13 protein-coding genes are annotated in these 13,217 nt (G+C 72.2%); 2 read left to right on the top strand and 11 right to left on the bottom strand.

The genetic code is table 11. The annotated features are described in order from the left end of the window. Positions 1-32: 32 nt before the first annotated feature. Genes ACJ9NR_RS16010 through ACJ9NR_RS16020 form a run of 3 tightly spaced genes read right to left on the bottom strand, consistent with a single transcriptional unit; the run spans position 33 to position 2,928 of the window. Positions 33-1,208, bottom strand: a complete 1,176-nt coding sequence (locus ACJ9NR_RS16010; protein WP_412488235.1) for a dipeptidase — start codon at positions 1,206-1,208, stop codon at positions 33-35. Positions 1,209-1,213: 5 nt separating this feature from the next. Next, positions 1,214-1,738 (bottom strand): 5-(carboxyamino)imidazole ribonucleotide mutase, encoded by a 525-nt coding sequence (gene purE, locus ACJ9NR_RS16015; RefSeq protein ID WP_412488236.1) that lies wholly within the window; start codon positions 1,736-1,738, stop codon positions 1,214-1,216. Further along, the gene (locus tag ACJ9NR_RS16020; protein ID WP_412488237.1) at positions 1,735-2,928 is read right to left on the bottom strand and encodes a 5-(carboxyamino)imidazole ribonucleotide synthase; all 1,194 of its coding nucleotides are present in this window, start codon (positions 2,926-2,928) and stop codon (positions 1,735-1,737) included. Before ACJ9NR_RS16020 ends, purE begins: the two co-directional genes overlap by 4 nt. A 215-nt stretch (positions 2,929-3,143) precedes the next feature. Between ACJ9NR_RS16020 and ACJ9NR_RS16025 the strand changes: the two genes are divergently transcribed. Beyond that, positions 3,144-3,686 (top strand): GtrA family protein, encoded by a 543-nt coding sequence (locus tag ACJ9NR_RS16025; protein ID WP_412488238.1) that lies wholly within the window; start codon positions 3,144-3,146, stop codon positions 3,684-3,686. 18 nt (positions 3,687-3,704) lie between these two features. On the opposite strand, the gene ACJ9NR_RS16030 is transcribed toward ACJ9NR_RS16025, so the two are convergent. Then, a complete protein-coding gene (locus ACJ9NR_RS16030; protein ID WP_412488239.1) occupies positions 3,705-4,979 on the bottom strand; it encodes an ATP-binding protein in 1,275 nt (424 codons plus the stop codon). Between the two features lie 35 nt (positions 4,980-5,014). Beyond that, positions 5,015-5,692: a response regulator transcription factor gene (locus ACJ9NR_RS16035; RefSeq protein WP_384267095.1), complete on the bottom strand. Its 678-nt coding sequence runs from the start codon at positions 5,690-5,692 to the stop codon at positions 5,015-5,017. A gap of 296 nt (positions 5,693-5,988) precedes the next feature. On the opposite strand from ACJ9NR_RS16035, the gene ACJ9NR_RS16040 reads away from it, so the two are divergent. Continuing rightward, the gene (locus ACJ9NR_RS16040) at positions 5,989-7,485 is read left to right on the top strand and encodes an oligopeptide:H+ symporter (RefSeq protein WP_412488240.1); all 1,497 of its coding nucleotides are present in this window, start codon (positions 5,989-5,991) and stop codon (positions 7,483-7,485) included. A 138-nt stretch (positions 7,486-7,623) separates the two neighbouring features. Here the strand turns inward: ACJ9NR_RS16040 and ACJ9NR_RS16045 are convergent, their stop codons facing one another. The 6 genes from ACJ9NR_RS16045 to ACJ9NR_RS16070 form a co-directional block, all read right to left on the bottom strand. After that, on the bottom strand, positions 7,624-8,868 hold the full coding sequence (locus tag ACJ9NR_RS16045; RefSeq protein WP_412488847.1) for a hypothetical protein: 1,245 nt from the start codon (positions 8,866-8,868) through the stop codon (positions 7,624-7,626). A gap of 62 nt (positions 8,869-8,930) precedes the next feature. Continuing rightward, positions 8,931-10,007: a hypothetical protein gene (locus tag ACJ9NR_RS16050; protein ID WP_412488241.1), complete on the bottom strand. Its 1,077-nt coding sequence runs from the start codon at positions 10,005-10,007 to the stop codon at positions 8,931-8,933. After that, positions 10,004-10,831, bottom strand: a complete 828-nt coding sequence (locus ACJ9NR_RS16055) for a hypothetical protein (protein WP_412488242.1) — start codon at positions 10,829-10,831, stop codon at positions 10,004-10,006. Before ACJ9NR_RS16055 ends, ACJ9NR_RS16050 begins: the two co-directional genes overlap by 4 nt. A gap of 103 nt (positions 10,832-10,934) precedes the next feature. Beyond that, positions 10,935-11,621 (bottom strand): LPXTG cell wall anchor domain-containing protein, encoded by a 687-nt coding sequence (locus tag ACJ9NR_RS16060; protein WP_412488243.1) that lies wholly within the window; start codon positions 11,619-11,621, stop codon positions 10,935-10,937. A 342-nt stretch (positions 11,622-11,963) separates the two neighbouring features. Beyond that, the gene (locus tag ACJ9NR_RS16065) at positions 11,964-12,488 is read right to left on the bottom strand and encodes an ATP-binding protein (protein WP_412488244.1); all 525 of its coding nucleotides are present in this window, start codon (positions 12,486-12,488) and stop codon (positions 11,964-11,966) included. Between the two features lie 211 nt (positions 12,489-12,699). After that, entirely contained in the window at positions 12,700-13,077 is a 378-nt protein-coding gene (locus tag ACJ9NR_RS16070; RefSeq protein ID WP_412488245.1) for an STAS domain-containing protein, read from the bottom strand. Between the last annotated feature and the right edge of the window lie 140 nt (positions 13,078-13,217).

The raw sequence follows: 13,217 nt of genomic DNA on the forward strand, positions 1-13,217 counted from the left end.
TGAGCGGAGCCGTTCGGGGGTACGGCGTCCGCTCAGCCGTCCAGTGACTCGATCGTCGCGTTGGACGCCGGGCGGCTCGCCCGGAGCCCGCGGGCCACGTCCTCGGCCGCGCCCAGCACCCGCACCGAGTTCTGCCAGGTCAGCTTGGCCAGGTCGGCCCTGGACCAGCCGCGGTCCAGCAGCTCGGCGATCAGGTTCGGGTAGCCGGAGACGTCGCCGAGGCCGTCGGGCGTGAAGGCCGTGCCGTCGTAGTCGCCGCCGATGCCGAGGTGGTCGACGCCGGCGGCCTCCCGCATGTGGTCCAGGTGGTCGGCGACCGTGGCGACCGTGGCGACCGGGCGCGGGTTGCGCTCCTCGAAGGCACGGTGGAGCTTCATCGCCTCCTCTCCGGTGTCCAGGTGGTGGAAGCCGTGGGCGCGCAGGTTCTCGTCGGCCGCGGCCGTCCAGTCCACGGCGGCCTGCAGCACGAACTTCGGCACGAACGTCACCATCGCGACGCCGCCGTTGCCGGGCAGGCGCTCCAGGACGTCGTCCGGGATGTTGCGCGGGTGGTCGCAGACGGCCCGGGAGGAGGAGTGGGAGAAGATCACCGGCGCGGACGAGGCGTCCAGCGCGTCGCGCATCGTCGTCGCCGCCACGTGCGAGAGGTCGACGAGCATGCCGAGGCGGTTCATCTCCCGCACCACCTCACGGCCGAACGCGGACAGCCCGCCGACGTTCGGCTCGTCGGTCGCCGAGTCCGCCCAGGGGATGTTGTCGTTGTGCGTGAGCGTCATGTAGCGCACGCCCAGCTCGTACAGACCGCGCAGCGTGCCGAGCGAGCAGCCGATGGAGTGGCCGCCCTCCGCGCCCATGAGGGAGGCGATACGGCCGCCGGCGCGCGCCGCCTCCATGTCCGCGGCCGTCAGCGCGGGCGCCAGGTCCGCCGGATAGCGCTCCAGCAACTGCCGTACGCAGTCGATCTGCTCGAGCGTCGCGGGCACCGCGTCCGGCAGGTCGGAGCGGACGTACACCGACCAGTACTGCGCGCCGACGCCGCCCTCGCGCAGGCGCGGGATGTCGGTGTGCAGATGGGTGTTCTGGGCCACGGCGATGTCCCGGGCGTCCAGGTCGTAGCCGACCTTGCGCAGCGCCCAGGGCAGGTCGTTGTGGCCGTCGACGACCGGGAACGCGCGCAGCAGTTCGCGGGCTTCCTCCAGACGGGTCATCCGCGTCACTTCCCGAAGCCGAAGCCGTTGCCCGCGCCCTCGACCTTGGCGCGCAGGCGCTTGCCCTTCTCGGTGGCCTGGTCGTTCAGCTCCTGCTGGAACTCGCGCATGCGGCCGAGCAGGTCCTCGTCATGCGCGGCGAGGATGCGGGCCGCGAGCAGACCGGCGTTGCGGGCACCGGCGACGGAGACGGTCGCGACGGGCACACCGGCCGGCATCTGCACGATGGACAGCAGCGAGTCCATGCCGTCGAGGTACTTCAGCGGCACCGGGACGCCGATGACCGGCAGCGGGGTCACGGAGGCGAGCATGCCCGGCAGATGGGCGGCGCCGCCGGCCCCCGCGATGATCACCTTCAGTCCCCGCTCGGCGGCCCGCTCGCCGTAGGAGACCATCTCGCGCGGCATCCGGTGCGCGGAGACGACGTCGACCTCGTAGCCGATCTCGAACTCGTCGAGGGCCTGGGCGGCGGCCTCCATGACGGGCCAGTCGGAGTCCGACCCCATGACGATGCCAACAACAGGGCTCATTCCGTGATCGTGCCTCTCAGGTAGCCGGACGCGTGCCGGGCGCGCTCGAGGACGTCGTCCAGGTCCTCGCCGTAGGTGTTGACGTGGCCCACCTTGCGGCCGGGCTTCACGTCCTTGCCGTACATGTGGATCTTCAGCTGGGGGTCGCGGGCCATGCAGTGCAGGTACGCGGAGTACATGTCCGGGTAGTCGCCGCCGAGGACGTTGACCATGACGGTCCACGTCGCGCGGGGGCGCGGGTCGCCGAGCGGGAGGTCGAGGACCGCGCGGACGTGGTTGGCGAACTGGCTGGTGATCGCGCCGTCCTGGCTCCAGTGGCCGGAGTTGTGCGGGCGCATGGCGAGCTCGTTGACGAGGATGCGGCCGTCGCGGGTCTGGAACAGCTCGACGGCGAGGTGGCCGACGACGCCGAGTTCCTTGGCGATGGTCAGCGCCATCTCCTCGGCCTCCAGGGCCAGGGACTCCGGCAGGCCGGGGGCGGGTGCGACGACCGTGTCGCAGACGCCGTTCACCTGCTGGGACTCCACGACCGGGTACGCGACGGCCTGGCCGTGCGGGGAGCGTACGACGTTCGCCGCCAGCTCCCGGACGTAGTCGACCTTCTCCTCGGCGAGGACCGGGACGCCGGCCCGGAAGGGCTCGGCGGCCTCCTCCGCGGAGTCGACGACCCACACGCCCTTGCCGTCGTAGCCGCCGCGGACCGTCTTGAGGACGACCGGGAAGCCGCCCGACCGCCGTCCGCCACCGCCCTCGCCGGAAGGCCCTTCGGGCTCCCCCCTTTGGAGTTCGGCCGCGAACGCCGCGACGTCCTCCGGGTCGCTCACGATCCGGTGCCGCGGGCAGGGAATGCCCAGGGCGTCGAGCCTCGCGCGCATCACCCCCTTGTCCTGGGCGTGCACGAGCGCGTCCGGGCCGGGGCGCACGGGGATGCCGTCCGACTCCAGAGCACGCAGATGCTCGGTGGGTACGTGTTCGTGATCGAAGGTGATCACGTCGCAGCCCTTCGCGAACTCGCGCAGCGTGTCGAGGTCGCGGTAGTCGCCTACGACGACATCACCGACGACCTGCGCCGCGGAATCCTGAGGGGTGTCACTGAGGAGCTTGAACCTGATGCCCAGCGGGATGCCTGCCTCGTGTGTCATACGAGCGAGCTGGCCCCCGCCGACCATGCCGACTACCGGGAACGTCACGCACCCAGGGTATCGGCCGCGCCGGCGCGATCTGTTTCCGGCCGTTCCCCGGCACTCTTACCCGCCTCTTCACGGACGTTTCCTCTCTTTCTCCCTTCTTTCCAACCTGTTTCCGACCTGTGAGCGCATCCACAGGAGTTTGTGAAGGGGGGTGGTTAGCATGGCTGGGTTGACGACAACGACCGCGCACCTACCGGACGGGGGCCTTCAGGACCATGGGACAGGGCTCCTCAGGGCTGCGAAGGCTCGCGCACGAGATCGCCAGGTTCGGCGCGGTGGGCGCGCTCGGCACGGTCGTGAACTTCGGCGTCTCCAACCTGCTGTGGCATCTGACCAGCCTGCAGGCGGTGCGCGCCAATGTGATCGCCACGATCGTCGCCATCTGCGTCAACTATCTGGGTTTCCGGTACTTCACCTACCGCGACCGCGACAAGAGCGCGCGGACCAAGGAACTCTCGCTGTTCCTGGCCTTCAGCGTGGTCGGCCTGGTGATCGAGAACGGCGTCCTGTACGCCGCGATCTACGGTTTCGGCTGGGACAGCTCGCTGCAGCGCAACATCTTCAAGGTGGTCGGCATCGGGCTCGGCACGCTGTTCCGGTTCTGGTCCTACCGCACCTGGGTGTTCCGGGCGCTGCCGGCCCCCGAGGGCGTCGCGGACGCGGGGTTCTTCCTGGGCGGGCCCGAGGCGGAGGCCGAGGGCGGGACGGCCGCCGAGGGCAGGGCCCCGCGGCCGAAGGCGAAGCAGTGGGTCAGCTGAGCCACCCTGCCGGACCGGTCACCTGACGGTCGGCTCCTCCTCCGGCGCCGGCCTCTTCAGCGGTGGCGTGCGCGACAGGAACAGCCCGAACACCGGCGGCTGCGTCTGGAGCATCTCCAGGCGTCCGCCGTCCGCCTCCGCGAGGTCCCGCGCCACGGCGAGGCCGATCCCGGTCGAGTTCCGCCCGCTGATCGTGCGCTCGAAGATCCGCGCTCCGAGGTCGGCCGGGACCCCGGGCCCCTCGTCGGTCACCTCGACGACCGCCTGGTTGCCGGTGACGCGGGTGCGCAGTGCCACCGTGCCGCCGCCGTGCATGAGGGAGTTCTCGATCAGCGCGGCCAGCACCTGGGCGACCGCGCCCGGTGTGCCGACCGCCTGCAGATGCCGCTTGCCCGAGCTGACGATCGCGCGGCCCGCGCTGCGGTACGCGGGGCGCCACTCGGCGAGCTGCTGCTGGATGACCTCGTCGAGGTCGAAGGAGACGGCGTTGCCGGTGCGGGGGTCGCGGGAGTTGGTGAGCAGCCGCTCCACCACGTCCGTCAGCCGCTCGACCTGGGTGAGCGCGACGTTGGCCTCATCCTTCACCGTGTCCGGGTCGTCGGTGAGGGTGATCTCCTCCAGCCGCATCGACAGCGCGGTCAGCGGTGTGCGCAGCTGGTGGGAGGCGTCGGCGGCCAGCCGCCGCTCGGCGGTGAGCATGCGCGCGATGCGCTCGGCGGAGCCGTCCAGCACGTCCGCCACCCGGTCCAGCTCAGGGACGCCGTAGCGCTTGTGGCGGGGGCGCGGGTCGCCGGAGCCGAGGCGCTCGGCGGTCTCCGCGAGGTCGGTGAGCGGGGAGGCGAGCCGGTTGGCCTGGCGGATCGCCAGCAGGACGGCGGCCACCACCGCGAGCAGGGCGACCAGGCCGATGATCAGCAGGGTGCGGCCGACCTCGCGGGTCACCGACGAGCGCGGCTCCTCCACGGTGACCCGCTCGCCCTCCTCGCCGGTGGCCCGGCCGCGGATGGCCTCGCCCCCGGGTTTGGTGCCGGCCTCGATGGGCGACTGGCCGGGGATCTCGACGACGGCGTAGCGGTCGCCGGTGACCTGGCTCTTCAGGACGTCCGCGCTGACGGTTCCCGCCCCGATGAGACGGCTGTCCACGATGGAGGCCAGGCGCTGCGCCTCGGAGCTGACCCGTTCCTGGGCGCTGTTGCTGATCGTCCTGGTCTCGACGATGACGAGGGAGACGCCGAAGACGGCGATCACGACGAGGACCACGGCGAGCGTGGACTGGATCAGGCGGCGGCGCATGTCCTCTGTACCTGGGTCGGTCTACGGGTGGGGGCTCAGCTCTTCTCGAACCTGAAGCCCACGCCACGCACGGTGGCGATGTACCGGGGGTTCGCCGCGTCGTCGCCCAGTTTCTTGCGCAGCCAGGAGATGTGCATGTCGAGCGTCTTCGTCGACGACCACCAGGTGGTGTCCCAGACCTCGCGCATCAGCTGGTCCCGGGTGACGACCCGGCCGGCGTCCCGCACCAGGACGCGCAGCAGGTCGAACTCCTTGGCCGTGAGCTGGAGTTCCTCCTCGCCCATCCACGCGCGGTGCGACTCCACGTCGATCCGTACGCCGTGCGTCGCGGGCGGCTGCGCCGGCTCGGCGGCGCCGCGCCGCAGCAGGGCCCGGACGCGGGCCAGCAGCTCGGCGAGGCGGAAGGGCTTGGTGACGTAGTCGTCGGCGCCGGCGTCGAGGCCGACGACGGTGTCCACCTCGTCGGCGCGCGCGGTGAGGATGAGGATCGGCACGGTGTGGCCCTCGGCGCGCAGCCGGCGGGCGACCTCCAGTCCGTCCATGCCGGGCAGCCCGAGGTCCAGCACGACCAGGTCGACGCCGCCCTGCATTCCGGCGTCGAGCGCGGTGGGTCCGTCCTCGCGCACCTCGACCTCGTAGCCCTCCCGTCGCAGTGCGCGGGCCAGCGGCTCCGAGATGGACGCGTCGTCCTCGGCGAGCAGTACACGGGTCATGAGGTGATGGTAGTCCGCTCCCGACACGTGCTGGGGTGTGATCGGCACCCGTCGTTCTTACTTTGGGCGGTGCGGGTGCGAACCTGTGTCTTGTCGGGTGATTCCCGTGGAGACCTTGGAAAGAGTGCGTACGGTTCCTTGATCGCCTGTGATCCGCGTCTCAAGTCCTTCCATATCCGGCAGTGTCCTGCCGTATGGTGAATCCACGCCTGTAGCACTGCGGGGACCTTTGGCGACCACTTTCGCGCTGAAGGTCTCTTTTGTGTGCGGTAGACCCCCACCAGCAAGGAACATCCATGGCGTCCAGCTTGACGAAGGACTCGGTGCGCCCGGGCACCCCCGGTTCCGAGAAGACCTTCTTCGGCCACCCCCGCGGCCTGGCCACCCTCTTCATGACCGAGATGTGGGAGCGATTCTCCTACTACGGCATGAAGGCACTGCTCCCGCTGTACCTGGTTGCGCCGGGCGGCCTGCACCTCGGCGCGGCCACCGCGACCGCGATCTACTCGGTGTACCTCTCGCTCGTGTACCTGCTCACCCTCCCGGGCGGCTGGTTCGCCGACCGGGTCCTCGGTCCCCGCAAGACCGTGGCGGTGGCGGGCGCCGTCATCATGCTCGGCCACCTCACCCTGGCGCTGCCGAACGCGGGCACCTTCTACGCGGGCCTCGGTCTGGTCGCCATCGGCTCGGGTCTGCTGAAGGCCAACATCTCCACGATGGTCGGCCACCTCTACGACGGCCCGGAGGACTCGCGCCGCGACGGTGGCTTCACGCTGTTCTACATCGGCATCAACCTGGGCGCCTTCGCCGCCCCGCTGGTGATCGGCACCGTCGGTGAGAACGTCAACTGGCACCTGGGCTTCGCGCTCGCCGCGTTCGGCATGGCGCTGGGTCTGGCCCAGTTCCTGCTCGGCACCCGCCACCTGGACGCGCGCTCGAACCTCGTGCCGACGCCGCTGACGGACGCCGAGAAGAAGGCCACGCTGACGAAGGCCGCCCTGTGGGCGGGCGTCGCCGCCGTCTTCTACGCCGTCGTCGGGGTCTCCGGCGTCTACACGCTGAACTGGCTGCTGGTGCCCATCACCGTCGCCGGCCTGCTCATCCCGGTCGTCGTGATCGCCCGCATCAAGCGGGACAAGGAACTGGACCGCGCCGACCGGTCGAAGATGTCCGCGTACATCTGGTTCTTCGTCGCCGCCGCCGTGTTCTGGATGATCTACGACCAGGGTGGCTCGACGGTGTCGCTGTTCGCCGAGTCCTCGGCGAAGAACACGGTCTTCGGCTGGCACTTCCCGGTCTCCTGGTACCAGTCCGTCAACCCGGTCATGATCATGGCGTTCGCGCCGGTCTTCGCCTGGGCGTGGCTGGCGCTGGCCCGGCGCGGCAAGGAACCGAGCACGGCCGTGAAGTTCACCGGCGGCCTGGTCCTGATCGGCGCGTCCTTCTTCCTCTTCCTCGCCCCGCTCTCGATCGCGGACGGCGGTCACAAGGCGGCCGCGCTGTGGCTGGTGGGCATCTACTTCGTCCAGACCGTCGGTGAGCTGCTGCTCTCCCCGGTCGGCCTGTCGGTCACCACGAAGATGGCGCCCGCGAAGTACGCCTCCCAGATGATGGGTGTCTGGTTCCTGGCGGTCACCGCGGGCGACGCCACGACCGGCCTGCTCTCCATCGCCGGCGTCGACCTCAACAAGACGGGCGTGGTGGCCCTGGAGGCCATGCTCGCGGTGCTGGCCGGCGCGGCCGTGTGGATGTACCGCAAGCGGGTCAAGGAGCTCATGGGCGACGTGCACTGACGTGGTCCGGTCCTGGTGGCGAGAGGGTCACCGCACGTTGTCGTGCGGTGACCCTCTCGCCGTACGCGCTGCTGTGCCCGGGCGTTCCGCGGGTCGTGCGTGGCCGGTCGCGCGCCCGCCCGCGGCCCTCGGGAAGCCTCAGCGTGTCCGGCGCTTCGGCATGAACGTGAAGACCGCCGCGCCCAGCAGCACCGCCGTCCCGGCGACCAGGCCCAGTGCCTTCAGGGCGCCGTGGTCGTCCGAGCCCGTCGCCGCGAGTCCGCCGCCCGACGAGGACGAGGTGCCGCCGCCCGACGTGGACGACGAGCCGCCCGAGGCCCCGCTCGCCTGGGCCGACGTGTCCAGGGTCAGGGAGACCGCCGTCCGGTCCGGCTTGCAGGTCGTGGTCGTGCCGAGGGCGTTGATGGTCAGCACACCCGGGGACAGGGTCGACCTGCCGTCCGCTCCCGGCTTGTAGGTGCCGGTGAGGTCGGGGATCTCGATCGGGTCGCCCGACTTGATGTCCTTGGCGTTCGTCGGGCCCTCGACGTGCACGGTGCCCTTGTCCGCGCCGCCCAGGACGACCTCCATCGACGGCTTCACCGAGCCCTTGGGGATGTCGGCCGGGCTGTCCATCACCGACTTCTTGAACCGCACGGTCAGGCCGTAACTCCCGCCGTTCTTCCTGGCGTCGATCTGGATGGGCGAGGTCGCCTTCTTCTGGCCGATGGGCGACTGGCAGGTGTAGGGGATGTCGACCTCCTTGCCGGTGAACTCGCTTCCGTCGCTGCCCGTGCCGTCACTGGCGGACGCCGACGGTTGCGAGGTTCGGGAGGCGGAGGCCGTGGGGGACGGCGGCTGCGAGGACGGGTCCGTGGGATCCGGTGTCGTGCCCGAGGAGCTTCCGTCGACCGGCGCCACCTCGATCGTCGCCGCCTTCTGCACGGTCTGCGTCGGCGTGCACTTCGTGTCCGTCGACATGGCGTTGACGGTGTACGCGTCCGGCGTCAGCGTGACCGCGCCCGGCGCGGTCAGCTTCAGGGTGCCCTTCATGTCGGACAGCACCATGGCGGCGCCCTTGGGGATGGCCGGGTTCTCCCGCGTCCCCTGCATCGCGATCTCCGCGGTCTGCGCGCCGGCCGCCTTGAGCGTCCCGGACGGCTGGACCGAGTTGGCGGGCAGGTCGATGATGTCGGGGTTCTTGGACGCGGCCTGCGCGAACTTCCATACGACGGTCACCGTGTCGCCCACCTTCGCGGTGGCCGGCGCGGTGATGTCGACCTTCGTGGTGCCGTCGACGGGGTCGATGCCCGCGGGCGGCACGCAGTGCGTCGCGAACGACACCTCCGCGGCCTGCGCGGACCCGGCGGCCAGGCCCAGCAGGGCGCCCGCGCCGCCGAGCACCAGCGCGACGCCCGCCGCGCCCAGCCTCCCCGTGCCGGCCGTGGTGACTCTCCTTCGCTTTCTCACGTGGGTCCCTTCGTGGTGGGAGTCGTACGACTCGTCGGGCTGTCGTCGTGCGGTGCGGAGAGCCGACCGGCCGTGCCCGGATCGGAGTCCGGGGTGAACCACGGCAGGGTCGAGGACGAGGCCGAGGGCGGCTGCCGGGCCGCCCTCGGGCCGAACGCGGGCAGGCGCAGGGTGAGTTCGGGCAGCCGCAGGCCGCGGTGGCGCAGACCGCCCGCGCGCGGCGGCCGTACCCGGTCCACGACCGCCATCCCGGCGCGGAACACCGCGGCCGGCACGACCAGGCAGACCAGGACCCAGAACAGGGTCACGCCCCAGGGCCGGCCCACGCCCCAGGGCTGTTCGGCGAGGACCTTGCCGGTGTACTTGAGGGAGACGGTGTAGTCGCCGTGCGCGCCCGCCGTCAGCTCGACGGGCAGCTCGATCCGCGCCTTCCCGCCGGGCCGGATGGTGCCGTGCCACTGCTGGTCCTCCCACTGCGGGGCGAACACGCCGTGCGAGGTGCCGACCTGGAAGACGGGGTTCTTGACCGTGCTCGTGCCGACGTTTCCGACGGTGAGGACCAGCGTGCGCGCGGGCGGCGCGCCGAACCAGGTGAGCAGCCCGCCGGAGCCGTCCAGCCGGGGTTCCGTGAGGACCGACAGCCGCCCGCCGGAGGTGTCGGCGGGCAGCGGTTCGACCGCGTGCCCGGCCACCTGGAAGACCGCGTCGGCGACGGCATCGGCACCGGTCACGGTGGCCACGTGCACCACGCACGGGCAGGGCACCGGCGGCTCGGCGACCGGCAGCTTCCTGCGGAAGGAGCCCTTGGCGTCGGTGGTGACGGCCCTGCCGTCGGCGTTGGCGCAGGAGTTGGTGCCGCCGATCACGCCCCGCGCCGGCACGGACCGGCCGCAGATCAGCATCATCAGCAGCGCGTGCGGCCGCCAGCCGGTACCGCTGACGGTGATCGAACCGCCGGTCCCCGCCTGGGAGCGGGAGAGCTTCACGGCCGGTCCGTCCGCCCTCGCGGGACCGGCCGTGACGGCCAGCAGGAGCAGCGCGAGCACGGCCGCCGTCCACACCTTGCGGTTCACCTCGCCGCTCCCGTCAACTCGGCTTCCCTGCGCGGGGATACGGGCGCCTCACCGTCGCCCGTACGGCGCCTGCGACGTCGTAGGAGCAGCAGCGCGCCGCCGGCGGCGCTCGCCGCCGCGAGCCCGCCCAGCGGGCCCCAGGGGACGAACCGGGCCGACGCCCCGGCCGTGGCGCGCGCGCCGCCGGGCGCCGTCACGGTCAGCCGTACGTCGACCGCGTCCAGGGCGGGGCGGCCGGGCCAGGGCTCGGTCAGCCGCACGTCGCGGCCGGGCGCGAGGCGCACCGGCAGGGCGCGCGGGGCGCGGTCCAGGACCGGGCCGAACAGACCGTCCGCGTGCACGGCGAGACGCGGGACGAGCGTGGTGGTGCCGCGGTTGACCAGCTCGTAGGAGATGCCGTCGGCGTGCACCGAGACGTGCTCGACGGTCAGCGCGGACAGGGCCGCTCCGGCGATCCGCAGGCGGACCGGGACCCTGGCCGTCCGGCCGTCGCTGCCGCGGGCGGTGATCGCGCCGGTGCGGTCCTCGCGCGCGCTCACGGTGAACGGGACCTCGGCGCGGGTGCGGGCCGGTACCCGCACCCGGCTCTCGGCGAAGGTGACCGTGACGCCGCTGCCGCTCAACCGTACCGTGACCGCCCGCCCGCCGCGGTTGGTCACGGACACCGTGTCCTGGAGCACCGTGCCGGGCGCGCCCTCGGCGTAGAAGGACGGGCGCCCGCCGCCGGACGGCGCGAGGGACCAGCCGTCGCCGGCCCGGGCCGGCGGGGCGGCGGCCAGCACCAGCAGCAGGGACGTGAACAGGACACGTGCACCAGGCGACATCCGGCGGCTCCAGCGGTCGTGCGGCCAAGGTCTGGGCAGGTCGGGCGGGGTCCCGCTCGGTCCGGCGGGGCCCTCGGGGGCCCGGCGGCCGGACCGGGGGGCCTCAGCGACGGGCCTGCTGGTTCCTGCGGGTGATCCACAGCGCGCCCGCCGCGCCCGCGAGGAGCACGGTGCCGCCGAGCGTGCCGAGGGCGATCGCGGAGTCGTCGGGACCGGTCTGCGGGAGGGAGGAGCCCGACTCGCTGCCGCTCTGGCTCGTTCCGCCGGAGGAGCCGCCGCCCGCCGCCGTCACGGCCAGCGTCAGGGCCGGGCCGGGGTTGTTGGACGGCGTGCAGGTGGTCGTGGTGCCCAGCGCCTTGATGGTGAGCACGCCCGGCGTGAAGGTGACGCTGCCGGTCTTCCGCGGTGTGTACGTACCCGTCAAGTCGCTGATCTTGATGGGGGTGTTGGCCGGGATGGCGGCCTGGTTCGCGGGTCCGGAGACGTTCACCGTGCCGCTGTCGGCGCCGCCGACCTTGATGACGGCGCTCGGGTTCATCGCGCCCTTGCCCAGCTCGACGGGGCTGGAGGAGACGCCCTTCTGCCAGGACATGGTGAGCTTGTAGCCGCCGCCGCTCCTGACGCCCTTGATGTCGATGGGCGAGACGGCGCTCTTGTTCCCGATCGGCGTCTTGCACTGGTAGTCGACGTCGACGACCTTGGCCTCCGCCGCGGGGGCGGCGAGCAGCACCGCCGAGCCGGCCAGGGCCGCGGCGGACGCGAGCGCGGCGGTTCGTTTCCGGTACGACACGGTTCCGCTCCCTCTGCGAGTTCCTGACGGCACATCAGATTCGGCCGTCAAGGTACGCCCGGGGTCTTGAGGAGGGAAGAGACGGAGCGCGCCGGAGTTGTGGGGATCCGGCGTGCGCCGGAGGCAGACCGGGCGGAGAGGGTGACCGTCGGTAACCCGAGAGCGCGGGCCGGGGGCCGGCACGGCCGGCGGGGCGCCGGGGAACGGCCGGACGGGACCGGCGCGGCGTCGGGGACGGGGCCGGCGGGGCCGTCGGGCAATGGCCCGGACGGGGCCGGCGGGGCGTCGCGGACCGGGCCGCCGGGGACGGGGCGGGCGGCGGGGCCCGCGCCGTGAGGTGCGCTACGCGGGCGCGCCCAGCTCCGCCCACACGGTCTTGCCCGCGACCCCCGGCGCCCGTACGACGCCCCAGTCCAGGCAGAGCCGCTGCACGATGAACATGCCGTGCCCGCCGGGGCGGCCCGCGCGGTGCGGGGTGCGGGGGGCCGGCTGGCCCGTCCCCTTGTCCGAGACCTCGATGCGGATGACCTTCTTGTCGCAGGCGATCCACAGCTCGTCCGGGCCCTCGGCGTGCAGACAGGCGTTGGTGACCAGCTCGGAGACGACGAGCAGCACGTCCTCGGCGGCGGCCCGCCGGTCGGCCGTGGCGGCGGGCAGCCAGCCCCACGCGTACAGCGCCTGGCGGGCGAAGTCGCGGGCCAGCGGCACGACGCCGCTCTCGCCGTCGAAGCTCAGCCTCCGGGCCTGGCCGCCCCCGGGCGATCCGGGCCCGGCCGACGACGCGGTCGCCTCGCCCTCGGACGCCACGGAAGCGCCGCTGGGCTCCGGGCCGCGGTCGCCCGGCGAGCAAGGCCGGGTGGTGCTCATCAGCGCTTCACCTCACCGATTCACCGTTCACGATTCAAGAGTCAGTACGCAGATCGACGGTGGGCCCGCCTTGCTGCCGACGTGTTCAGGATGTCTCCTGCCCGACCGGACCGGCGGAACACCCCCTTGTTCGGCACCGGGGCGGGGCGTCCGTTCAGGCCGGTCGCACAGGGGCGGCCCGGCCGGTACACAGGCTCGGGCCGCCGGAGGTTCAGCCGGCCGTGTCGGCCAGGGCCGCCTCAAGCGTGTCATGGACAGTGAAGACCGCTTCCGCCCCGGTGATCTCGAAGACGCGCGCCACCACGGGCTGCATGCCCGCGAGGTGCACCCCGCCCCCCGCCGCCTCCGCCTTGAGGCGGGCGCCGAGCAGGACGTTGAGCCCCGTGGAGTCGCAGAACTCCAGGCGTGAGCAGTCCACCACCAGCCGGCTGAATCCCTTGGCCAGGCATTCCTCGAGTGGCTCACGCAACAGGTCGGCGGTGTGGTGATCCAACTCACCCGCCGGGGTCACGACGGCACTGGGGCCCTCTTCCCTGACCTCCACCAGTAGCCGGCCAGACTGCGCGCTGCCGACCGTCCCGTGGTCCATGCCGTCTTTCTCCCGACGTCGTGGCTGCTGACTCACGCCCTCGAACACTACGCCTTCCTCCCCCTCTTCGGCACCCGAACATCCGCCCACAAACGGACATATGCACACAGAACGCACTTGCGGCGAGTACGGGAAAGCGG

It is taken from the genome of Streptomyces sediminimaris, assembly GCF_047049295.1.
Lineage (GTDB): Bacteria > Actinomycetota > Actinomycetes > Streptomycetales > Streptomycetaceae > Streptomyces > Streptomyces sediminimaris.

Excerpts from the sequence above, each read along its gene's own strand:
- ACJ9NR_RS16065 (WP_412488244.1), bottom strand. The coding sequence starts at position 12,488 with ATGAGCACCACCCGGCCTTGCTCGCCGGGCGACCGCGGCCCGGAGCCC.
- ACJ9NR_RS16010 (WP_412488235.1), bottom strand. The coding sequence starts at position 1,208 with ATGACCCGTCTGGAGGAAGCCCGCGAACTGCTGCGCGCGTTCCCGGTC.
- ACJ9NR_RS16030 (WP_412488239.1), bottom strand. The coding sequence starts at position 4,979 with ATGCGCCGCCGCCTGATCCAGTCCACGCTCGCCGTGGTCCTCGTCGTG.
- ACJ9NR_RS16070 (WP_412488245.1), bottom strand. The coding sequence starts at position 13,077 with ATGGACCACGGGACGGTCGGCAGCGCGCAGTCTGGCCGGCTACTGGTG.
- ACJ9NR_RS16035 (WP_384267095.1), bottom strand. The coding sequence starts at position 5,692 with ATGACCCGTGTACTGCTCGCCGAGGACGACGCGTCCATCTCGGAGCCG.
- ACJ9NR_RS16055 (WP_412488242.1), bottom strand. The coding sequence starts at position 10,831 with ATGTCGCCTGGTGCACGTGTCCTGTTCACGTCCCTGCTGCTGGTGCTG.
- ACJ9NR_RS16040 (WP_412488240.1), top strand. The coding sequence starts at position 5,989 with ATGGCGTCCAGCTTGACGAAGGACTCGGTGCGCCCGGGCACCCCCGGT.
- ACJ9NR_RS16025 (WP_412488238.1), top strand. The coding sequence starts at position 3,144 with ATGGGACAGGGCTCCTCAGGGCTGCGAAGGCTCGCGCACGAGATCGCC.
- purE (WP_412488236.1), bottom strand. The coding sequence starts at position 1,738 with ATGAGCCCTGTTGTTGGCATCGTCATGGGGTCGGACTCCGACTGGCCC.